Raw genomic sequence first — 23,137 nt, 5'->3', positions numbered from 1 at the left:
ATAATTGTCAAATCTGTGTCAATCTGTGTAATCTGTGGTGAACTCTCAATCTCAATCTCAACCTCAACCTCAACCTTAGCCTCAGTCTGGTTGGAAGAGATTCTTCGTCGTTCCTCCTCAGAATGACACTGAGCTTTCTGTCATTCTGAGCAAAGCGAAGAATCTAATAATAAGCTAATAACTAAAATTGATCTTCAATATTTAGTAATTTAATAATCTGTGGCTATCTGTGTCATCTGTGGTAAACTCTCAGCCTCAGCCTCAATCTTAGCCTCAGCCTCAACCTCAACCTAACTGTTCTATCTCTCCCATCTTTTTAGTATCTGATAATCAGGAATTTAAACATTTGCAAGACAGCAGCATAAAAGCAATACTCTGTCATACTCTTCTTTATAACTTCGCGTCATCTCGTCTCTGCGTTTAGACTTTTTATGGTCTATAAAAAAAACAGGCAAAATTTTAAAACCCTTTTTTTGGGAATAAAAAAATAGCTTTACATTTGTCATCAGAATACTGGTTCACCATTCCCGTTTCGGGGAGGTGATTAAAAGGGAATCCGGTTAAAGTCCGGAGCTGTCCCCGCAGCTGTAAGCTCTTTTTTGGTTTGAAAAATACTCTTGCCACTGGAAACAGTCAGCAATTATCAATCATTAATGTTTTCATTGATAATTGGTCATTGATAATTGAATCCGGGAAGGCGTTTCAAACCGGAGCAAGCCAGAAGACCTGCCAGAAGACCAATTCGTAGCTTTCGGGTGGAAAAGCGAAGATATGAACAGTTATTTCCGTTCTATTTTCACTAAACCGGATGTTGCGAATGATTAATCAGTTTAATCATTTGTGACTATGTTATTGAAGTATTTTTGGGTGTCATGTCTGTGTGCATGTCCTGTATTACTTAGTGCTCAGGATTATTTTCAGGAAGAACCTGTCAGGCTTGAGGAGGTTCGTATTACGTCGTCGCGTCTTCAGGATTATGCCGTCGGTGCTTCTGTTCTGGAGCCTGATTCTTCGTTGGTAAAGCTTCATCAGTCAGAGTCTCTTTCATCCTTGTTGTCAGCTGCTTCGGGGGTAAACCTTAAAACTTATGGTGCAGGGGGATTGGCTTCTGTCAGCCTGAGGGGAGGTTTGGCAGATCATACGGCTGTATTATGGAATGGTCTGAATATAAAAAGCCCTATGAACGGGGGTATTAATTTTTCCGTTTTGCCGGTGTCTTTTTTTGGCAATGTGAAAATACAATATGGTGGGGCGGCAACACTTTTCGGAAGCGGTGCTATGTCCGGTGTTGTGCATCTGGATGGCAACGACCTGTTGGGGAAGCCCGGTTCTGCTGATGTTAGTGCAACCGCGGGCAGTTTTGGGTTCGGAGCAATGTCGGGCAGTCTGAAAACCGGCACAAAAAATTTTGGCTCACGTACTGCCTTGTATCTCCAAACCGCTGATAACGACTTTTCATTTAAGAACACATCAAGGACAGGCCATCCTGAAGAAATTCAAACCAACGCCGGCGTGAGTCAGTTGGGCGGTCTCCAGGAGAATCAATGGCGCATCAATGACCATTCTTTGCTTTCCTCGGCTGTATGGGTTCAGTATTACGACAAAGACCTGCAAACTCTGATGACCAGCCGTCAACCGGGTGAGACCAATCAGACAGACAAAAGCCTTGCTGTTTCGCTTAATTATAAATATTATACTGCCTCCGGGTATCTGACTTTAAAACAGGGACTATTAAGGAACAAAGTTGTTTATTCCGATCCTGCTATGGCTGATCCGCAGTCCGATAATAATTCTCTTTCCTGGATAAATGAGGCGGAATATAAACTTCGTTTGGGAGAGCTGCATTCCATTCTGGCAGGTGTTAATTATACTTTTGAAAGCGCCGAGTCGGATGGTTACAGGGGAAGCGTTTCACGAAACAGAGTTGCAGCATTTGTGTCCGGACGGTTGGGACTGTCGGGTGGTGCGGGCGCTGCAGTATTAAGCTTACGTGATGAGATGACCGATGGTCAGATTCATCCGGTGGTTTTTTCGTTGGGTGCTGAACATGGTTTTCTAAACGCATTTAGGGTTAAAGGGAATATTTCCCGTAATTACCGGATTCCGAATTTAAATGATCTCTACTGGAAGGAGGATGGTTTCTCTGTAGGCAATCCTGCCCTCGAACCCGAGTCGGGATGGTCGGGTGATGCCGGCATCATGTATTCATGGGGAGGAGAAAGTTTTTCTTACGGGGTGAGTGTAACCGGTTTTACTTCTTCGACAAAAGATATAATTGTTTGGTTGCCTGAAAATGGCGGAAAATGGACACCGCGAAATAAAAAGAATGGCGATACCAGGGGAATCGAAACTAATTTTAATTTCAGTGCTGTTGCAAATAAAATCAGACTTTCAGGGCGTATCTTTTACACCTACACCAGCTCGGTATTAACATCATCGGATGAGTATGACCAGAAACAAATGATATATGTTCCGAAGCATCAGATGTCATCGAATATAGCATTTTCCAGGAATTCATTTTATTCCATACTTGCCTGTCGCTTCAAAGGAGAGCGGTATTACGATTATAAAAGAACATTGGATGCTTATTTTATCATGGATGCATCGGTGGGTTATCGTTTCCCTTTAGCGGGGCTCGATGCCGATATCTCTGTAAAAGTATTGAATCTTACCGATAGCCAATACCAGGTAGTTGCCTGGTATGCCATGCCACCACGTAATTACAAATTTACTTTAAATATAACCATTTAATTTTTTGGGGAAATGAAACGAGCATGGCAAAGATTGCCGTAATAGGTCATTAGGTCATTAGGTCATTAGGTCATTAGGTCATTAGGTCATTAGGTCATTAGATTATTAGATTATTAGATCATTAGATCATTAGATTGTTAGCTAATGTGATAAAACTTATAACATTCTAACAACTAACACATCAACAACTTTAACAATTCTAACAATTCTAACAAATGTAAGATGAAACGAGCATGGCAAAGTTTTCCACAACAGGACATGTATAAGTTCTTACATACGAGTTCAATCATATCTATAACTTATATAAATTTTATACTGATGAAACGATTTATTTTTGAACATTCAGGAAGCCGTTTTTTGGGTTTCAATGCAGTGAGAATCTTTGGCCTGGCCTTGTTGCTGGCACTTTTCCCCGGTTGTGAAGACAACAACGATACGAAGATTCATGATCCGGGCAATTTTGCAAATGGAATATTTGTATTGAATGAAGGTAACTGGGGTGCAGGTAATTCATCGGTTTCTTTCATTCCGGCTGATAAGGACACGGTTTTTGCCGATCTTTTTACCGCGGCCAACGGTGAAGATAAAGTACTGGGTGATGTATTGATGGATATGGTTTCTGTTGACACTCTGTCTTATCTCGTTTTGAATAGTTCTCATTCGGTTGTGGTCGTAAACAATAAGAATTTTGAATATGTGGGTGAGATCACCGGATCGGTCAATAATCCGCGTCAGGCAATTGTTTACAATGGCATGATTTATCTTTCCCAGTGGGGGAACGGAGGCGAAGTTTTGGTGATTGATCCATTTGATTATTCTGTTGTTGCTACAATTCCGACAGGACAAGGGGCGCATGGAATTAAAGAGATTGACGGGAAAATATGGGTGGCTAATAGCGGTGGATACGTATATGACAACACGGTTTCGGTCATTAACCCCGAAAACAATACAGTTGAGAGAACCATTGAAGTTGGAGACTGTCCTCAGAATTTCGTGGTTGATTACAAGGGTGATGTTTGGGTGTTGTCTTCCGGTTATACCGAGTATGACAAACAGTGGAATGTTGTTAGTCAGACAGAACCTTATCTTACATGCATCGATGGTGAAACCTGTGAAGTAAGCAAGAACCTTCAGATCAGTTCATATTCAAGTCCTACAGAAATAGCCATTTCTAAGGACAGGAAAAAAATATACTTTGGTGGCGGGTCAGGTGGTGCCAGAGTATGGGAAGTATCGGCGGATAGTGATGAATTACCTTCCGGTACTTTCTCGGATTTAAGTCCTTATGGTTTTTCTGTTCATCCTGAAACCGGCAATCTCTATTGCGGAATGTCACCTGACTTTACTAAACCCGGTTCGGTAATAGTACTGGACAATGAAGGAAACCGGGTGAAAGAATATAATGAAAACATCGGGATAGGACCACGCCGGTTCATATATGTCTCGCGTTAAACATCCATGAGCTCTGTCTGAAAAGCATCTTTGTTGGCAAACTTATTTTTTGTTTTTTTAAACGCAAAGACGCCATGTCGCAAAGTTTTTATTATGAGAAAGTAGCAAGTTGTGATTTGTTTTGGTAATTTCATAATATATTGATTATCAACTAATTGTAAAGTTTATAAGTGTGGTATAAAAAGCATATTTTTGTCAAAATCGAGGCGTTTTAAATTTTTGTACAGGAGTTAACTCATTGTTAATGAGGATGCAAAAATTTAAAACAACAACGAGTTTGGCAATAAAGATGCTTTTTAGACCGGGCTCATTTCTGAATTGTTTGCAGAAACAATATTCAAAAGCTTTTCAACAACTTTCGCAGTCATTTCTTCTATGTTTTCTGGACACACCAGCAAAATATCATTGTCCAGCATCTTAAATTCCGGTCGCTCCCCGCAACATGCGAACATCAGGTTTTGTGCTGCCAGGTCACGTACATTTTTTTGTGAAAGAGCTTCAATGGCCATTTCAGGTGTTTCGAAAATAATTCCGTTGGCCCCTTTTGCAGTAACTTCTTTTATGGCTTCTGCTATTGCCGCTGAACGGTTGTCTGTCGCAGATAGAAGAAACAGGTTTTCCGGAATATCAAACCGGTCGCAATAATTATCGCGATAAGTTTCAATAACTTTTTGGGTAGAAAAACTCCGGGAGTCTTCTGCTATTAAACCGATGGCTTTTTTATTGTGACGATATAATAATGAGATCATTGAGTTTACACTATGCCTGTAGTCAGGACAGATACTCTCAATTCCTTCATTTGTTGGTTTAAACCCCGCGCAGATTAAAGGTATGTCGGGAATGTTTTTCCCGGTTAGGCTATTAACAGCTTCTTTGTCCGGAATGATATAACCATCAGCTATCGTATTTTCTATTGAGGTAATAATGTCGTCTCCCGAAAGAACAGGAACAACTACATACCCTTTGGTTTTTAGCTGAACGATTATATGGTGCAGCCATAAGCTGTTCCTGCAGGATAAGAAATGGGATGCAATAACAGCGATAATCCCTGTTTTCCCGTTTAACCGGCCAGGATTGAAATGACCTGGCTTGTAATTTAGTTGGTCGGCCGTTGTCTTAACTCTTTCAATGGTTGTTTGAGCTATATTCACACTGGCGGCTTTTCCGTTTAACACCAATGACGCTGTTGTTTTGGACACACCCGCTTTTTTTGCTACGGTGCCAAGTGTAGTTCGTTCCATGACTAAATGTGTTTAGGCAAGTCAAATGTAGCAAAAATGAGATTATAATTCAAATTCTTGCAAGCAAGCGTCGGAGCCGAGCGGAGCGATTCTGCTCAATGATTAGAAAATGTTGGCTTTCATTAAACATATTAGTGAAAGCCAATATTTTCTTAATCAGGGTTAACTCTGAATAAAGCAATACTTCGCAAAACTTGTATCTCTCAACTTGGGTATAAAGAGGATAATTTTTCTCTGCTATTGTTTGTGGGGTTTATTAACCTGTTTTGTGGGTAATACTGCGTTAAACTTATACAAGTATTTGATAATTAATTATACGTCATTGCGTTAAGCACAACTCTCTCATAATTAATACTTTGCGTCATGGTAACACTGCAGTCAGGTAACGGACTATCTATTGATGAGGTAATTGGAAATCAGCCTATTGAAGTGCGCAACTACATGTCGGCCGATGAGGTGGGCGATCCCCACATAATGTTTGTTGGTCATTGGCAGAGTTATCAATTCCCGGAAGTTCTGAAGAATCTGAAGGGCGATTCTGTGCTACTGATCACCGAAAAAGAGGGGATGACTGAGCAGGGAGCTGCCATAAATTTTGTGATACGGGACGGTAAAATTCAGTATGAGGTTAAGAAATCTCATGCCATCGCCCGCGGATTAAATGTGAGTTCGCGATTGGCACAGATGGGAATATCCAGGGAATAGAAAGTAACCCGGTTTATTCTATTCATACTTTCAATTTATTGCATTTTTTGAAACTCCCATGGATGATTTTTGTCATAAGAACCATTTATTTGTTGTTAATATTCTGAAAAAGAATATTTTCCGTTATCAATGCAGGCCTGTATAAAAACTTTCAATTTGTTACTCCGTATAACAAAATATCTCTATTTTTGATGTTAAAATCAGATATTAAAATCCAGGGATATGGAGAACAAATTTCAATCTTTTATGGACGCAGTCAGGAGAAAGAATCCTGGCGAAGATGAATTTTTACAAGCCGTACAGGAAGTAGTCGAAACTGTATGGGACTTCTACAATGAAAACCCCCGTTATCAGAAAGCAAAAATTCTGGAGCGAATGACCGAGCCCGAGCGGGTCGTAATGTTTCGTGTGCCATGGGTCGATGATAAAGGTGAGGTGCAGGTTAACCGTGGCTACCGGGTAGAATTTAATTCTGCTCTGGGACCCTATAAAGGCGGTCTTCGTTTTCACCCCAGTGTTACTTTGAGTGGGCTCAAATTTTTAGGCTTTGAGCAGACCTTCAAAAATAGTCTTACTTCTTTACCAATGGGAGGGGGAAAAGGCGGAAGCGATTTTAGTCCCAAAGGAAAATCGGACAATGAGATCATGCGCTTCTGTCAGGCTTTCATGGGTGAATTGTTCAGGCACATTGGACCCAATACAGATGTTCCTGCCGGCGACATAGGTGTTGGTGGCCGCGAAATCGGATACCTTTTCGGAATGTATAAAAAATTGAAAAACGAATTTACCGGAGTTCTTACCGGTAAAGGGCGCGAGTATGGTGGCAGTCTTATCCGTCCCGAAGCAACAGGTTTTGGAGCCGTATATTTTGTGCGTGAAATGTTGAAAGAAAAGAACGACACACTGAAGGGGAAAACCGTGGCTTTGTCGGGATTTGGAAATGTTGCCTGGGGGGCAGCGCTCAAGGCGACCGAACTTGGCGCCAAAGTGGTTACTATATCCGGCCCCGATGGTTATGTATACGATCCCGATGGCATTTCAGGCAGCAAAATTGATTATATGCTTCAGTTAAGGGCGTCTAATCAGGATATTGTTGAGCCTTATGCTGAAAAATACGGTGTTGAATTTTTCACTGGCAAACGTCCCTGGGAACAAAAAGTAGATATAGCCATTCCATGTGCCATCCAGAACGAACTTAACCTGGAAGATGCCAGGACCCTTGTTGAGAATGGCTGCCAGTTGATTGCTGAAGCTTCCAACATGGGTTGTACCGCAGATGCTGCAGCTTATGCAACGGAGAAAATTATGTTTGCCCCGGGCAAGGCTGTTAACGCGGGAGGCGTAGCGGTATCCGGACTTGAGATGAGCCAGAACAGCATGCGGCTGGAATGGACCAGCGATGAAGTGGATGCCCGCCTGAACCAAATCATGAATAATATCCATGCCACATGTGTAAAATATGGTAAAGGCATGGACGGCAAAATCAATTACGTGAAAGGAGCCAATATCGGTGGATTTGTAAAAGTTGCCGAGGCCATGATGGCACAAGGCGTTGTGTAGTTTTTCATTCGTATAAAATTAGTCTAAGTTATTGGTCGAATGGAACTCGCATGATTGAGTTTTATACATATTCTTTTGTGCTAAACCTTGTCATGCTTGTTTCATTCGGACAAAATTTATCTAAGTTATTGGTCTGATGCAACTCGTCCCGACTTATCGGGACTCATCTTATCATACTTTAATTGATATTAGATGATTAGAGGTTAGATTCTTCGCTTCGCTCAGAATGACAAACAGCTAAGGTTGAGGTTGAGGTTGAGGTTGAGATTGAGATTAAGGTTGAGGTTGAGGTTGAGGTTGAGAGTTCACCACAGTTGACGCAGATGAACACAGATTATTTTTATTGGCATCAATAAAAATCACATTTTAGTCTGTTTGCTTTTTTAGATTCTTCGCTCCGCTCAGAATGACAGACTGTTTAATGTCATTCTGAGGAGGTAACGACAAAGAATCTGTTCCCTGTTGTTTCTTTGATGATTAGAGGTTAGATGGTGGTTATACATATTCTTATTGTGAAAAACCTTGTCATGCTCCTTTCATCTCACATTTAATAAATTGTTACGGCTGTTAGAATTGTTACGGCTGTTAGAATTGTTAAAGTTGTTGATGAGTTAGTTGTTAGAATGTTATAAGTTTTATCACATTATCTAACAATCTAACAATCTAACAATCTAACAATCTAATGACCTAATAATCTAATGACCTAATAATCTAATGACCTAATGACCTATTAAGGCAATCTTTGCTATGCTCGTTTCATACCTTATTTGACCCGAATTACTTCTTCCTTTTTTCTTCGCAGCGCAACAAAGCAGTCATCTGGTTACACCACTTTTCCCGGAAAAGAAAGCCGGGCAGCCGTTTGCTTGCAAAAAATTGGGTCATAGTCAGTAAGTTTTTCAACATTTAGAAGCCCTGCTGTTTTCGGCAGGGCTTTTATGAGTGATTAAGTTAATGTACCTTTGTCCGTAATTTGGTTTTCAAAAACGACAATAAATGTCGGTTCTAAAAATTTTTAAGATGATTGATTCACATTCACACATTTATTTGCCCGAGTTTGATGAAGACAGGGACGAGGTGGTTGTCAGGGCTAAAGAGGCAGGCATTACAAAAATTTTGATGCCAAATGTGGACGGACAGAGCATCAGAGCAATGATGGATACCGAAGCCGCATATCCCGGTTTTTGCTATGCCATGATGGGACTGCATCCAACTTCGGTAAAAGGTGACTACAGAGAACAGCTGGCCACTGTGGAGTATTGGCTGGGGCAGAATGATTTTTTGGCCATCGGAGAAATAGGAATCGATCTTTACTGGGATAAAACATGGGAACGTGAACAGCGCGAAGTGTTCAGAACCCAGCTCAACTGGGCAAAGAAATCGGGCAAGCCGGTAGTTATCCATGTGAGAGATGCTTTTGAAGCCGTGTTCCAGGAACTGGATAAAGTGCACGACAGCAGGTTGAAAGGGGTTTTTCACAGTTTTTCGGGAAATAAAACCCAGGCCAGGAAAGCACTTGAATACAGGGGGTTCATGTTGGGCATTAACGGCATAGTGACATTTAAAAATTCGGGTCTTGATAAAGTACTTGCAGAAATTGGACCTGAGCGGCTCATTATCGAAACCGATGCACCTTATCTTGCTCCGGTTCCTTATCGGGGCAAAAGAAATCAGCCCGCGTTTTTAAAATTTACACTTGAAAAACTTGCTGCTGTATTTGATATGCCGGTTGAAGAGATGGAACAGCTCACCACCCGCAATGCAGCACAACTATTTGGGCTCGATTTGTAAGAATAGCATGAATAAAAAAGTACTCATAATCTATACCGGTGGTACTATCGGAATGGCCGTCGATCCGGACACCAATGCATTGGTGCCGTTCGATTTTGAGAAAATATCCCGAAAGGTTCCCGAATTGAAGAAGTTCGACTTCGGGATCAATAGTATCTCTTTTAATCCGATCGTTGATTCATCAGAAATGTCTCCTGAAATATGGGGGAAACTTGTAAAAATAATTGAAGAGAATTATTCTTCCTATGATGGTTTCGTGGTATTGCACGGAACCGATACGATGGCCTACACCGCAAGTGCGTTGAGTTTTATGCTCCATAATTTGCAGAAACCGGTTATTCTTACCGGGAGTCAGCTGCCACTAGGTGCCATACGAACCGATGGAAAAGAAAACCTTCTGACAGCATTGGAAATTGCAGCTGCCCATAAGAATGGACAGGCACTTGTTCCGGAAGTTTGCATCTATTTTCAGGACAAACTTTTTCGTGGAAACCGCACTACTAAGTACAATGCAGAACATTTCAGGGCTTTTCGTTCCGATAACTATCCCCCTCTTGCCGAAGTGGGGTTGCATATTAAGTACAATTATCCTTATATTCGTTATACGACACTGAACGGTACTTTTTCGGTTTCCACCCGTATGGATAATAATATTTCACTACTAAAAATATTTCCGGGTATTAATGAGCATGTTGTTCGTTCGGTTCTCGACGCCCCTGGCATAAGGGGTGTGGTTCTGGAAACATACGGTTCGGGAAATGCGCCTACCAGCCAGTGGTTTATGAAAGCGTTGCGCGATGCCATCGACCGGGGTGTTGTTATTATTAATGTAACTCAATGCTTGGCAGGAGATGTTGAAATGTGGCGTTACGAAACAGGTCGTCACCTTTTAAACATGGGAGTGGTCAGCGGATATGACATTACAACTGAGGCAGCATTGACAAAACTGATGTTTCTTTTAGGAAACAGTACATCAATGGACGAATTAAAAATGAATCTGAATCGATCGCTTAAAGGTGAAATAAAATCGGTAAATTCGTAAACGATACACTACTAAAAGGTTGTGGATATAAGGTAAATGATGCATTTTGCACACCTAAGGAAGGAATTTTATTGATAATATTGTTTTTGACAATTTTTTTGTATTTTGCAGCCCGTAAAAACAGGAATGGGATAAAAATTTTGTGATTCTATGAATTGATTTTAAATTTGTTTCCTGTTTTTACAGAAAATTCAATTAAAAATTTTTGAGTATTAACAAACCAATACAAATCAAAATTTATTACAGATTATGAAAAAGCTATTTGCGTTTTTGGCAGTTTTTGGGATGCTTAGCATAGGTGCATCATCCGTTTATGCTCAGGGAGAAGAGCAGTCGGTTGCAGAAGAGACTACAACTGAGCAGGTCACAGAGCAGGAAGCTGCAGCAGAAGAAGAGGTGGTTGAAGAAGATGCAGCCGCTGAAGCGGCAGAGAGTGAAGAGCCTCAGGGTCTTCACAAACAAATTAAAGCCAAATTTATTGAAGGTGGTGCCATGTTTATGAGTTTCGTGCTTTTGGCGCTTATTTTTGGTTTGGCTATTGTTATCGAAAGAATCATTTATCTGAATCTTTCAACAACCAATACCAAAAAGCTCCTTCAGAATGTTGAAGAAGCATTGAATGAAGGTGGTGTTGAGGCTGCTAAGGAAGTATGCCGCAATACCAGAGGTCCTGTAGCTTCTATTTTCTATCAGGGACTTGATCGTTTTGATGAGGGCATTGAGGTTGTTGAGAAATCCGTGGTTTCTTATGGTTCTGTTCAGATGGGACTTCTTGAAAAAGGGTTAACCTGGATTTCATTGTTTATCGCTATTGCCCCGATGCTCGGTTTCATGGGTACAGTAATCGGTATGATCGATGCTTTTGACAGCATTCAGGCTATGGGTGATGTTTCTGCTACTGCTGTTGCTGGTGGTATTAAGGTAGCCCTTATTACTACAGTGTCCGGTCTGATTGTCGCTATCATTCTCCAGGTGTTCTACAATTATCTGGTTTCTAAGATTGACAGTATTGTGAATTCTATGGAAGATGCTTCAATCACGTTGATGGACATTCTGGTTAAATATAATATGAAAAATAAATAATCGTCATTATGACTAAGCTTTCAAGATATTTGAATATAGTTCTATATCTTCTCATGGGTTTAACAATTGTGTTTGCAGGGCTTTTCTATTTCGGAGGCGAAGTAGAAGATGCAGCTTATCCAACACCTGTATACACCGACTCTATACTAAACTGGGGGAAGATATTGCTTATAGGAGCAGCAGCAGTAACAATTCTTTTTGAAATTGTAAATCTGATTCTTCATCCGCAATCAGCGGTAAGAACCCTTATTTCGATTGCATTTTTGGCTGTTATTGCGTTGATCTCTTATAGCCTGGGTGATGGTACACCAATGAATCTTGTTGGATATAAAGGTCCTGATAATGTTCCAGGCATGCTGATCATGGCGGATACTTTCCTCTACAGTATGTATATCCTTCTGGGAGGTGCATTTTTAGCTATCCTTTATACCGAGGTGTCCCGTATTTTTAAGTAAACATGTTTCTGTAGGAGGCGGAAAGAACTTTACTTTCCCCTCCACATGGAAAAAAATAATAGAATTCTATGGGAAAAAGAGATATTCCGGAAGTGAATGCAGGATCGATGGCAGATATTGCCTTTCTTCTGCTTATTTTCTTCCTTGTAACCACGACCATGGATACAGATTCCGGCCTTGCGCGAATGCTGCCGCCTCCGGTACCGGCGGATGAGCCGCCTCCGCCACCAATTAAGGAGCGGAACGTATTTGAGGTTCTTATTAATGCGCAGAACAGGCTTTTGGTAGAAGGAGAACCCATGGATTTGAGTCAGCTCAGAGATGCTGCCAAAGAGTTTATTGAGAATCCGTTGAATGAATCTAATTTGCCCGAAAAGGAAGAAAAGGAAATTCCTTATTTTGGTATTGTGCCTGTTTCGAAGGGAGTTATCTCCCTGCAAAATGACAGGGGAACTCAATACCAGATGTATCTTTCGGTTCAGAATGAATTAGCTGCGGCATATAATGAACTGCGCGATGAGCTGGCTCGACGAAAATTTGGTAAGAAGTTCAATGAACTGGATGAAGACAAACAGGAAGCTATTCGGGATATTTATCCACAGAGAATTTCCGAAGCAGAACCTAAAAACGTAGGAGGAAAGTAGGATGGCTAAATTTAGAAAGAAAAGCGGCAGTGGTCCGCAACAGATTAATACGGCCTCACTTCCCGACATTGTTTTTATGCTTTTGTTCTTTTTCATGGTTAGTACAACCATGAAAGAAGTGACGTTGAAAATTCAACTGACGCAGCCCGAAGCTACCGAGTTGACCAAACTGGAAAAGAAATCTTTGGTTACCTACATTTACGTGGGTGTGCCGCAAAAAGCATATCAGTCCACTTTTGGTACCGAGCCCAGGTTGCAGTTGAACGATCAGTTTGCAAGTGTGGGTGACATTCGTGATTATATTGTGCAAGAGCGTGAGTCGATGCGGGAAAGTGACAGATCAAAAATGACTGTTTCTATTAAGGCTGATTATGATACACCTATGGGTATAATTACCGAGGTGAAGCAGGCATTGAGAGAAGCACAGGCATTAAAGATTAGTTATTCTGCCCGAAAAGTTGACCGGGTGCCTATGTAAATCGATTTTGAATTTTTTTACTTTATATGAGTGCAGTATAAAAAGTCTTCAAACTGCTGATTTTTACTATTTTTACCTCTGACTCCTAAAGGGGAACCGCTAAAAATCAGCAGTTTGAAAAATCCCCTTTAGGGGATTTAGGGTTAAAAGGCTTTTTAGACTGCATTCTCATATAAAAAAAGAGCTGTAATTTTCTTCAGCTCTTTTTTTTGTATTATCTGCTTGCCGGGATTGATTCTATTTGCTATTTTAACCGTTTGGTTTTTCCGCCTCACAACTTTGTTTCAGAACAATATTTACTGCTAATGCAATCCAATACTGTGTACAACCGTTTCTCCGAAACTGCTTTTGATCAGCTGATGCAAAAGCGGATTCACAAAATTTTGCTGATATGTAGTTCTTATGATGCTTTTATGCTCGAGGAGGATGGACGTATCGATGAGCAGTTGTTTAACGAATATGTGTCCCTGAATCTGAGGTATCCCCCTCATTTTATACAGGTATCTTCAGCAGGCGAAGCTTTTAAAGTTCTCAAAGAAGAAAAAATTGACCTGATCATTACCATGCTCAGCGTGGGAGAAATGGATCCGTTTTCTCTCTCGCGAAAAATAAAAGAGACCTATTCCAAAATACCCATTGTTGTGTTGACCCCTTTTTCGCGTGAAGTTTCCATGCAATTGGAACGCGAAGACACCAGCGCCATCGATTATGTTTTTTGCTGGCTCGGAAATGCCAATCTTCTTCTGGCCATCATTAAGCTAATCGAGGATGGCATGAACGCCGACCATGATATTCATGAAATTGGCGTACAAAGTATTCTGCTGGTTGAGGATTCCGTTCGCTTTTACTCCAGTTATCTGCCCCTCATTTACAAAATTGTATTCAGGCAGTCAAAAAAATTCATGCAGGAAGGGCTCAATGAGCATCAAAAGATGATGCGCATGCGTGGCCGACCCAAGATATTGCTGGCCAGGACGTATGAGGAGGCTGAAGCCTTTTACAATAAATACCGCAGCAATTTACTCGGTATCATCTCTGATGTCTCTTTTAAACATGAAGGCACCAAGGAACGGGGAGCCGGAATAAATCTTGCAAAAAGGGTGAAGGAAGATAACCCTTATATGCCCTTTATGCTGCAATCATCAGATTCCGGGATTGCTGAAGTGGCAAAAGAACTGAAAGTTGGATTTATTCATAAACAGTCAAAATTTTTGCTTCAGGAACTAAAAGATTTTTTGAATACTTATCTTGCTTTTGGCGATTTTGTCTTTATCAATCCCAAAACCGGGGAAGAAATCACCCGGGTCAGTAATCTCAGGGAATTACAGAATAAACTGATGGAAATTCCGGATGAGTCTCTGCTTTATCACTTCAAACGTGATCATATTTCAAAATGGTTGACTGCCAGAGCTTTGTTTCCTATCGGGGATGTGATTCGGGAAATGAAGGTTGATGACGATGTAGACATTTCTGCACATAAGCAGAAACTCATCAGGGTTATTGCCGAATTTCGAAAAAGCAAGGGACGGGGCGTTATTGCTTCCTTCGATCGCGACCGTTATGATGAATATATGACGTTTTCCCGCATCGGACAGGGATCGATAGGAGGGAAAGCCCGCGGACTTGCCTTTTTGAATTCCATTATCAAGAAACACACCGAACTGAATCAGCATCCCGATGCCAACATTATGATACCACGTACCATCGTGTTGGGAATTGATGTTTTTGAAAACTTCATGGAGGAGAACGATCTTTATTCGATAGGGTTATCGGACTTGCCCGACGAAGAAATCCTGCGGCATTTCATTAGAGGTAAGTTGCCGGTCCACCTGTACGACGATCTATTAAAGTTTGTTCAGGTTGTCCAACGCCCGGTTGCAATACGGTCGTCGAGTGTGCTGGAGGACAGTCATTATCAGCCTTTTGCAGGGATTTATACTACCTATATGATTGCACCCTCCAATGATGAAGAGATGGTTCTTCAGATTATGGATGCTATTAAATGCGTCTATGCCTCGGTTTATTACAAATCGAGTAAGGCCTATATGGAGGGGACTACCAATCTCATTGATGAGGAACGCATGGGGATTGTATTACAGGAAGTTGTAGGGCAGGCTCACGGGAATAGATTTTATCCTACATTCTCGGGTGTGGCACGTTCTGTTAATTTTTACCCCATTCCCCCCGAAAGGGCTGAGGATGGTATTGTTAACGTGGCATTAGGTCTTGGCAGGCAAATTGTTGAAGGGGGCACTTCTTTGAGGTTTTCACCCAAATATCCGCACAAAGTGCTTCAGCTGTCAACACCTGAAATGGTGGTGAGAGAGACACAGAAGACATTTTTTGCACTTGATCTGGATGCCGGACGCTTTGAGCCCTCTGTTAATGACGGAATTAACCTTCTTCAGCTCAATGTCGGTGATGCTGAGGCCGATGGTTCTTTGAAGTGGCTGGCTTCGGTTTTCGACATGCAGAACCATATAATCAGGGATGGATTGATGGCTGATGGCGTGCGGTTGATAACATTTGCCAATATTCTTAAATACGATGCATTTCCCCTGGCCGAAATATGCCGTAATATACTGGCTATTGGTCAGGATGAGATGAAACAGCCTGTAGAAATAGAATTTGCAGTTGATATGCAGGCCCCCGAATCGAAACCTGTTTTTTATTTGTTGCAGATACGACCGATCGTCAGCAGCAATAACCCGATAGGACCCGATTTGTCGGAATATGATCCCGAAGATTGTTTCCTTTATTCGGAATCTGCCCTTGGTAACGGGGAAGTGCACGATATTCAGGATGTGGTATACGTAAAGACCGATACGTTTAAACCATCTTTAAATCGTGAAATAGCCGCTCATATAGAGAAAATTAATGACAAACTGCAAAAAAAGGGTCGTCCTTATCTGTTGATAGGCCCGGGACGTTGGGGCTCACAAGACCCCTGGCTCGGTGTGCCTGTCAGGTGGGGCCAGATTGCCGGGGCACGTACCATTGTTGAAATGGGACTGGAGAATTATCATGTGGAACCCAGCCAGGGCACTCATTTTTTCCAAAACCTTACCTCTTTGAGAGTTGGCTATCTTACCGTCAACCCGTCCATCGGAGAAGGACACATTAAAATGGATTTGCTTGACAGTCATCCTGCGGAAGAAGAAACCGGGCTTGTGAGACATGTCAGGTTTGAAAAGCCATTTTCAACACTGATTGACGGGAAAAGCAATAAAGGCATCATCGTGTTTGATCAGCAGGATTGACGGGAAAAGATAAAAATTATGCGGAATTCAATCGTTTAAAAGGTTGTTCCATCATGGAGTCTGGCAACAAGGATGCTTTTTTATACGGGGCTCATTATTTTGAGATACTATGAGTTTTGTATATTTTTATTCCACGCTGAGAACGCAAAATTAAAGGAGTGCTAAAATCGCAAAGAAAATATAGTCTTTTGTGGCTTTTGCGTGATAAGGGGTTGCTGTTTTCGCGTGGAAATATTTTACCAATATCTCAAAATAATAATGAGTACAGTATAAAAAGCCTTCAAACTGCTGATTTTTACCATTTTTACCCCTGACCCCTAAAGGGGAACTGCTAAAAATCAGCAGTTTGAAAAAGTCCCCTTTAGGGGATTTAGGGGTCAAAAGGCTTTTTAGACTGCGCTCAATAATTTTAGTGCCTGTCATAAAGTGTTAATTGCTGCGTTGCACTTGTCCGAAAATGACTCATTGATTCGTAAACTTTCTGTTTTCGGACTTCGCAAGCCTTGTCAATGACACTTTCTGAACAGACACATGATTGGTTATAATTTTTCCCGCTTTGTAGACGAGCACTAAATACAAAAATGCGATATTATCTTTTATTATTTGTAAGTATACTTCTTTTTTCGGTTGATGCTGTTTTCGGTGTATCCGTTGTCACTAAACCGTTAACGGTGAGTGGCTATGTAAAGGATGCACAAACCGGGGAAATGCTTGTTGGGGCGACGGTTGTTCTTAAAGGTACCGGTAAAGGTACGGTTACGAATGCCTATGGTTATTTCTCTCTTGATGTTCCGGCCGGGGAAAATATTCTACAATTTGGGTTTTTAGGCTATAATGATTATGAAATGTCAGTGAGTGAAAGTAAAATGGTAAACGTGGAGTTGGAACCCGAAACTCAAACCCTTGGAGAAGTTGTAATTTCGGGGAAAGGAGATATTAATTCCTCAAAGTTTCCTTTGATCGGACTCGAAAAAATGGAGTCTTCCTCGATTCGAAATATTCCTGTTTTGATGGGAGAAACCGATCCGATGAAAGCGGTTCAGATGCTCCCCGGTGTTTCGGCAACAAGTGAAGGGTCGAGTAATTTTACCGTCAGAGGCGGAAATCCCGATCAGAACTTGTTGCTTATGGATGAGGCCATTGTATACAATGCCGGGCACTTGTTAGGTTTCTTTTCTGTTTTTAACAACGATGCTGTTAAGAGCATCGAACTTTACAAGGGTGATTTCCCGGCCTCGGAAGGCGGCAGGCTGTCTTCTGTGCTCGATGTGCGTACGCGTGAAGGCAACATGAAGGAGTTTGAAGGTTCAGCCGGCATTGGACTCATCGCGAGCAGGTTAAATCTTGAAGGCCCCATTGTTAAAGATGAAGCATCCTTTCTTGTAAGCGGCCGTCGGACTTATGTTGATCTGTTTTTGCCATTAGCCCCGGAGGAGGAGATTCATGGTAACAATCTCTATTTTTATGATACAAATATTAAGCTGAATTGGATCGCCAATAGCAACAATCGCTTTTTTCTGAGCGGTTACCTGGGTCGCGATGTGTTTTCGGATGATATGGCGCGTCTCGATTTCGGGAATACAACTTTTACTTTTCGCTGGAATCACGTTTTTTCGCCTTCTCTTTTTGCCAATTTTACCCTGGTAAGGGGCCGTTATGATTATTTTCTGGGTACTTCGGAAAACGATATTGAAGACATGGAATGGTTGTCAGAGTTTAACGATTACATGGTCGGCAGTGATTTTTCCTGGTTCATAAATTCGTCAAGCACCTTGAGGTTTGGAAACAGGACTACATATCACCGCATCGATCCGGGCGTTGTTTCAGGTCCTGATGAAAATTCTCTTTTCAAAAGAATTAAGCTGCCACAGAACAATTCCCTCGAACATGGCATATATATCAGCCATACCGGGGAATTGGCTCCATGGCTTTTGTTAAGATTGGGATTGCGTTACTCGTTGTTCCAAAATATCGGGCCGGGGAAGGTGTTTGAATTTGACGATAATTATGATGTTACGGATACGCTACACTATCGTTCGGGTAAGATATTTAACCATTTTCACGGGTTGGAGCCGAGGGCAGGTGTTTCTGTTCTTTTGACTTCCCGACTGTCTGCAAAATTGAGTTATAGCCGGACTCGCCAATATATTCAGATGGCCAGTAATTCTACTTCATCGACCCCCCTGGATGTCTGGTTTCCTGCTTCCCCGAATATAGCGCCGCAGGTGGCCGACCAGGTTTCTTTTGGTATTTTTCAGACTTCCAGAGACGGTGTCTTTGAAAACAGCATCGAAGTTTTTAATAAATGGATGGAGAATACCATAGATTTTAAAGATCATCCCGATCTGATTTTGAATGAGACCATTGAACGTGAGGTCAGACAGGGGAAAGCCTGGGCCAGGGGATTTGAACTCCTTTCGAGGTGGAACACAACGCGATTCAATGGATGGATGGGATATACATTTCTGAAATCGGAACGGGTGGCTCCCGACATCAACGAGGGTAAACCTTACATTTCGCCTTATGATCACACGCACGATTTTTCTGTATTTATGAACTACCATCTTTCATCGCGTGTTTCTTTATCGGGAAACTGGGTCTATTATACAGGGTCGCCCGTGACAATGCCGGTTGGACGCTACGAGATAAGCGGAGAAATCGTTCCTCTCTACTCTGATAGAAATGCTGAGCGAATGCCCGATTATCATCGACTGGATTTATCGTTAATGCTGCATAGTAAAAAAGGCAATTCGAAGGGTGGGGAGTGGATTTTTTCCCTTTACAATGTCTATGGACGCAAAAATGCCTGGGCGATTAATTTCTTAAACGATGAATCCGATCCGTATAAAATAAAAGCTGAGAAGACGTATTTGTTCTCTATTGTGCCTTCTGTTTCTTATAAATTTAAGTTTTAATGTTATTTTGAAATGCCCGACAAAAAATATAGTTATATCCCTGTAGTAATCTATCCGGCTTTACCGGAAGTCTCTTCTGAACGGAGGAGATGGCATTTCAGGAAGCTTTTCATGCTTCTGGCATCAGCGATAGTGTTATGCACGGGCCATGGCTGTACAGAGACCATCGAGCTGGAACTCGAATCTGTGTCCAGACGACTGGTTGTCGACGGGATGGTAATGAGCGGCCAGTCAATGCACTATGTAAGGCTCACCGAGTCGGTTTCTTTTTTTAATGATTCATCTTCTCCACCTGTATCCGGGGCTGATGTATTTCTCTCTGATGGAGCGCAGATTGAAAGGCTTGTCGAATCCAGTGAATTGTCCGGCTTTTATGTCAGTTCCGGAAAAATTGTGGGTAAGCCCGGGAAAACCTATTCTCTTTCCATATCGGGTGTTGATATAGATGACGACGGCGTTGAAGAGCGCTACTCTGCGAGCAGTTATATGCCCCCGGTTGCTGCCCCCGACTCGATAAAAATGGTTTACCACGAAGGATGGGAGATATGGAAGATTTTACTTTATGCCAGAGATAATCCTGAAACAGAAGATTATTATTTATTTCGTGTCTATGAAAACGGGATATTAATGTCTGATAACTTATCTGAATTCGGCATTGTCAGCGACAAATTTTTTGACGGAGGAATCGCCAACGGAGTCTGGATACAATCAATCGATGCAGAAAATAATGCCGACCTGTTTGAAGCAGGAGATGTTATTACCCTTCAGATGTGCGGGATAACGGAGGAATATTATCGTTTTGTTGAATCTGTCCAGCGTGAAAACAGGGGCAGATATCCCTTGTTCAGCGGACCTCCGGCAAATGCTAAAGGGAACGTTACGAATGGCGCTCTTGGGTTTTTTACCGCATTTTCTGCCAAATATGCGTCTTATCGGTTTACTGAAGATGATTTAGTGCAATGACGATCCTATGATATTGAAAAACTCTTCGCGTGTGGCCATGTTTTTAAGAAATGCACCTGTAAAATCAGATGTGGTGGTAACCGAATGCTGTTTTTGCACACCCCGCATCTGCATGCACATGTGCTGAGCTTCAATGACAACCGCTACGCCAAGCGGATTCAGGGTTTTATGGATACATTCTTTTATCTGGGTGGTCAGGCGTTCCTGCACTTGCAGCCGTCGGGCGTAGGCCTCCACCACACGGGCAATCTTGCTTAATCCTGTAATGTGATGCCGTGGAATGTACGCTACGTGGGCTTTCCCGAAGAACGGCAGCATGTGGTGTTCGCACATACTGTAGAGTTCTATATCCTTCACCACTACCATTTGCTGATAATCTTCCTGAAACATGGCCGATTTAATGATTTCTTGCGGGTCCATGTTGTATCCCTGGGTGAGAAATTGCATCGCTTTGGCTACACGAAGAGGGGTTTTTTCAAGTCCTTCACGTGTCTCGTCTTCACCCAGTAGCTTAAGTATCTCCTGGTAATGTGAACTTAGTTCGTTGGTGATTTTATCGTCAAAAGATTCAATTTTGGCGTATCCGTTTTCACCGTTTAATGTATGTTCCATGACAGATATTTAATGCGTCTGCTTTTAGTTTTTTATTGTTTACGAAACCGCAAAAATACAAAAGCCGGTCGAGAAGAGATGCGTTATACCATATAAAATTTATGGACAGATACTAATTTGAGGTGCTATGAGTTTTATCTGTTTTTTTATTCCACGCTGAGCACGCAAAATTATAGGAATGCAAAATCGCTAAGGAAAGCTTTTATAGTCTTTTGTTCCTTTTGCGTACCAATGTTTTGCGACTTTTGCGTGGAAAAATTACCGGCACCTTTAGTCGTCAAGATTCGTAAAAAGGCCTGAACACTGAATAATCCTGCGATTTCCAAACAGGCAGGGGAATACGGCTGCTATGAATAAGGATTTAGGGCAGTCACAAAGATGTGTGCGATACTTCAACTTGTAAGAACCACTCGGTAAATACCTCCGGGCTTGCTTTTTACCAGTCCCTTAAATTCCAGATCGAGAAGGGTGGCAGACAATTTACTGATCGGAATGCTGCATTTCAGACTCAGGAGATTCAGATTTAATTCTTTTTCTTCAATCAGGGTCTCCATTATTTTTTGCTGCTCTTCGGTTTCGATGGTTGCAAAAAGGTTTCCCTGGACTGCTTTTGGTTGTTGCCTGCCTGTTTCCCATCCAAGCGCATACTCAAGGTCATCAATAGATTCTATCAGGGCAGCAATGTTTGATTTAATAAGATAATTACAGCCACTTGAAAAGGTATCTCCCGGCCTTCCGGGGAAAGCCAGCACATCGCGGTTATAGTCGCGTGCCAGTTCTGCGGTAATCAGCGCACCGCCTTTTCGGGCCGATTGAACCACGACCACGGCATCGGACAAGCCGGCAATAATGCGGTTACGCTGTACGAAATTGTGTTTGTCGGGAACTGTTTTGCTCATGAATTCTGTCAAAAGCGCACCCGTTTTTATCATTTCTTTGGCGATATTTCTGTGGATGGAAGGATAAATCCGGTCGAGGCCATGTGCCAGTACTGCTATCGTCGGAAGGTTGTTTTTTAAGGCAGCCTTATGCGCGCAAATATCAATGCCATAAGCCAATCCGCTCACGATAACCGTACCCGGATGCCGTCGGGCCAGTTCTTCAACCAGCTTTTCGCACAATTCCGTTCCTTCATCCGTAGGCGTACGGGTTCCGACAATACCCAGTGCCCGCGGTGCATCGTAGCATGCATTGCCATGGTAATAGATCATCAGAGGGGCGTCTTCGCAATACGATAGTCTGCCCGGGTACGCCGGATCAGAAAAGAAAACAGGTGTGATGTTGTGTTTTTGAATAAACTGACATTCTTCTTCTGCCTGTTTTAGCAATGTTTTCCGGTCAATGTTTCGAAGAAGTTGTTCAAGTGCAGGGCCTATTCCTGGAACTTTCCCCAAAACAGGAAGCTTTTCTTCAAACAGAGCCGACTCGGAGTTCAGGTAAGCAATAAGATTGCGGGCCAGTTTGGGACCTATCCCTTTTATCAGGCTCAGGGCTATGCGGTGTTGTAGTTTGTCTTCAGTCACTGTTATTCAGGGTTTCAAGTTTTGACAGGTATTCATCAATCTCTGTTCTTCCTTTCGGGCCTGCTGCAGACAGGCCTACTGCCGGATATTTGGCGATACCGCCCTGCATGGACTGATAAATGATCAACCAATGGGTGAGACCGGCCAGACGTGACTTTATTTCGTGATGATGGATTTGTCCCAATGGTATTTTAAATGCTTTAAATTTTCTTCCTATCGGAAACAGGTTGTAGTGCTTTACCATCAGATATTTATTGCTGTCAACTTCAACCTGGATATAATAAAAGCCACCGAGATAAAAGAAAAGAGCCGATAACACTATCAATCCGGCAAGCAGAGCCTGTATCCCGACCGGAACTTCGATAAAATCCATGAAAGAAATCCCGAAAGCGATGATCAGTCCGGCCCATATCCCGGTAAATATGAGCAGTGCCCGCGACGATTGTTTTTTGTTTGAGATCATAATCCCGAAATTTTTGGGCCCATTATTGTGATGACCCGGTTTGTTGATTCTTTTCAAGATACTGAAAATAAGTGATTTGCAATTATTTCAAGCATTTTGCATCTAAATATTTTTTGTCTAACCCGAATCCTGAAAAGCTCTATATCAATCATTGAGTGCAGTATAAAAAGCCTTCAAACTGCTGATTTTTACCATTTTT

At 42.0% G+C, this 23,137-nt stretch carries 18 protein-coding genes and 1 riboswitch; of the genes, 13 read left to right on the top strand and 5 right to left on the bottom strand.

Features of this window, described 5'->3' with window-relative positions:
• The first annotated feature begins 497 nt into the window (after positions 1 to 497).
• Positions 498 to 748: riboswitch (cobalamin riboswitch) on the top strand.
• 98 nt (positions 749 to 846) lie between these two features.
• Entirely contained in the window at positions 847 to 2,751 is a 1,905-nt protein-coding gene (locus tag ATH1_RS0110840) for a TonB-dependent receptor plug domain-containing protein (RefSeq protein WP_010421421.1), read from the top strand.
• Between the two features lie 318 nt (positions 2,752 to 3,069).
• A complete protein-coding gene (locus tag ATH1_RS0110835; protein WP_010421418.1) occupies positions 3,070 to 4,203 on the top strand; it encodes a YncE family protein in 1,134 nt (377 codons plus the stop codon).
• A 296-nt stretch (positions 4,204 to 4,499) separates the two neighbouring features.
• Here ATH1_RS0110835 and ATH1_RS0110825 read toward each other — a convergent pair whose 3' ends face one another.
• Entirely contained in the window at positions 4,500 to 5,444 is a 945-nt protein-coding gene (locus tag ATH1_RS0110825) for a LacI family DNA-binding transcriptional regulator (RefSeq protein WP_010421413.1), read from the bottom strand.
• A 363-nt stretch (positions 5,445 to 5,807) separates the two neighbouring features.
• On the opposite strand from ATH1_RS0110825, the gene ATH1_RS19350 reads away from it, so the two are divergent.
• The 9 genes from ATH1_RS19350 (at position 5,808) to ATH1_RS0110775 (ending at position 16,462) form a co-directional block, all read left to right on the top strand.
• The gene (locus tag ATH1_RS19350) at positions 5,808 to 6,149 is read left to right on the top strand and encodes a YfiR family protein (RefSeq protein WP_010421409.1); all 342 of its coding nucleotides are present in this window, start codon (positions 5,808 to 5,810) and stop codon (positions 6,147 to 6,149) included.
• A gap of 222 nt (positions 6,150 to 6,371) precedes the next feature.
• On the top strand, positions 6,372 to 7,709 hold the full coding sequence (gdhA, locus tag ATH1_RS0110815) for an NADP-specific glutamate dehydrogenase (RefSeq protein WP_010421406.1): 1,338 nt from the start codon (positions 6,372 to 6,374) through the stop codon (positions 7,707 to 7,709).
• A gap of 1,020 nt (positions 7,710 to 8,729) precedes the next feature.
• Positions 8,730 to 9,500, top strand: coding sequence for a TatD family hydrolase (locus ATH1_RS0110805; RefSeq protein WP_029164087.1), 771 nt, complete (start codon positions 8,730 to 8,732; stop codon positions 9,498 to 9,500).
• A 7-nt stretch (positions 9,501 to 9,507) separates the two neighbouring features.
• A complete protein-coding gene (locus ATH1_RS0110800) occupies positions 9,508 to 10,542 on the top strand; it encodes an asparaginase (RefSeq protein WP_010421398.1) in 1,035 nt (344 codons plus the stop codon).
• A 249-nt stretch (positions 10,543 to 10,791) separates the two neighbouring features.
• A complete protein-coding gene (locus tag ATH1_RS0110795) occupies positions 10,792 to 11,625 on the top strand; it encodes a MotA/TolQ/ExbB proton channel family protein (protein ID WP_010421394.1) in 834 nt (277 codons plus the stop codon).
• An 8-nt stretch (positions 11,626 to 11,633) separates the two neighbouring features.
• Positions 11,634 to 12,080, top strand: a complete 447-nt coding sequence (locus tag ATH1_RS0110790) for a hypothetical protein (protein ID WP_010421391.1) — start codon at positions 11,634 to 11,636, stop codon at positions 12,078 to 12,080.
• 68 nt (positions 12,081 to 12,148) lie between these two features.
• Positions 12,149 to 12,724 carry an ExbD/TolR family protein gene (locus ATH1_RS0110785; RefSeq protein WP_010421389.1) on the top strand — a complete coding sequence of 192 codons (576 nt, stop codon included), beginning with the start codon at positions 12,149 to 12,151 and terminating at the stop codon, positions 12,722 to 12,724.
• 1 nt (position 12,725) lies between these two features.
• Positions 12,726 to 13,202 (top strand): ExbD/TolR family protein, encoded by a 477-nt coding sequence (locus tag ATH1_RS0110780; RefSeq protein ID WP_010421387.1) that lies wholly within the window; start codon positions 12,726 to 12,728, stop codon positions 13,200 to 13,202.
• Between the two features lie 305 nt (positions 13,203 to 13,507).
• Positions 13,508 to 16,462, top strand: a complete 2,955-nt coding sequence (locus ATH1_RS0110775; protein WP_010421385.1) for a PEP/pyruvate-binding domain-containing protein — start codon at positions 13,508 to 13,510, stop codon at positions 16,460 to 16,462.
• A gap of 150 nt (positions 16,463 to 16,612) precedes the next feature.
• Here ATH1_RS0110775 and ATH1_RS19345 read toward each other — a convergent pair whose 3' ends face one another.
• Positions 16,613 to 16,885 carry a hypothetical protein gene (locus tag ATH1_RS19345; protein ID WP_010421382.1) on the bottom strand — a complete coding sequence of 91 codons (273 nt, stop codon included), beginning with the start codon at positions 16,883 to 16,885 and terminating at the stop codon, positions 16,613 to 16,615.
• Positions 16,886 to 17,043: 158 nt separating this feature from the next.
• On the opposite strand from ATH1_RS19345, the gene ATH1_RS0110765 reads away from it, so the two are divergent.
• Both ATH1_RS0110765 and ATH1_RS0110760 read left to right on the top strand, forming a co-directional pair.
• Positions 17,044 to 19,377, top strand: a complete 2,334-nt coding sequence (locus ATH1_RS0110765; RefSeq protein ID WP_010421380.1) for a TonB-dependent receptor — start codon at positions 17,044 to 17,046, stop codon at positions 19,375 to 19,377.
• A gap of 12 nt (positions 19,378 to 19,389) precedes the next feature.
• Positions 19,390 to 20,340: a DUF4249 domain-containing protein gene (locus ATH1_RS0110760; RefSeq protein WP_010421377.1), complete on the top strand. Its 951-nt coding sequence runs from the start codon at positions 19,390 to 19,392 to the stop codon at positions 20,338 to 20,340.
• On the opposite strand, the gene folE is transcribed toward ATH1_RS0110760, so the two are convergent.
• From folE to ATH1_RS0110745, 3 genes are all read right to left on the bottom strand, one after another.
• The gene (folE, locus tag ATH1_RS0110755) at positions 20,329 to 20,952 is read right to left on the bottom strand and encodes a GTP cyclohydrolase I FolE (protein WP_010421375.1); all 624 of its coding nucleotides are present in this window, start codon (positions 20,950 to 20,952) and stop codon (positions 20,329 to 20,331) included. The two genes, ATH1_RS0110760 and folE, sit on opposite strands and share 12 nt — an antisense overlap.
• Positions 20,953 to 21,344: 392 nt before the next feature.
• Complete coding sequence (gene dprA, locus ATH1_RS0110750; RefSeq protein ID WP_010421371.1) at positions 21,345 to 22,475, bottom strand: DNA-processing protein DprA; 1,131 nt, start codon at positions 22,473 to 22,475, stop codon at positions 21,345 to 21,347.
• The gene (locus ATH1_RS0110745; protein ID WP_010421368.1) at positions 22,468 to 22,938 is read right to left on the bottom strand and encodes a hypothetical protein; all 471 of its coding nucleotides are present in this window, start codon (positions 22,936 to 22,938) and stop codon (positions 22,468 to 22,470) included. Before ATH1_RS0110745 ends, dprA begins: the two co-directional genes overlap by 8 nt.
• Positions 22,939 to 23,137 lie beyond the last annotated feature (199 nt).

It is taken from the genome of Anaerophaga thermohalophila DSM 12881, from assembly GCF_000191885.1.
In the GTDB taxonomy this organism is placed as follows: Bacteria; Bacteroidota; Bacteroidia; order Bacteroidales; family Marinilabiliaceae; genus Anaerophaga; species Anaerophaga thermohalophila.
This window is presented reverse-complemented; position numbering and strand designations above follow the sequence as displayed.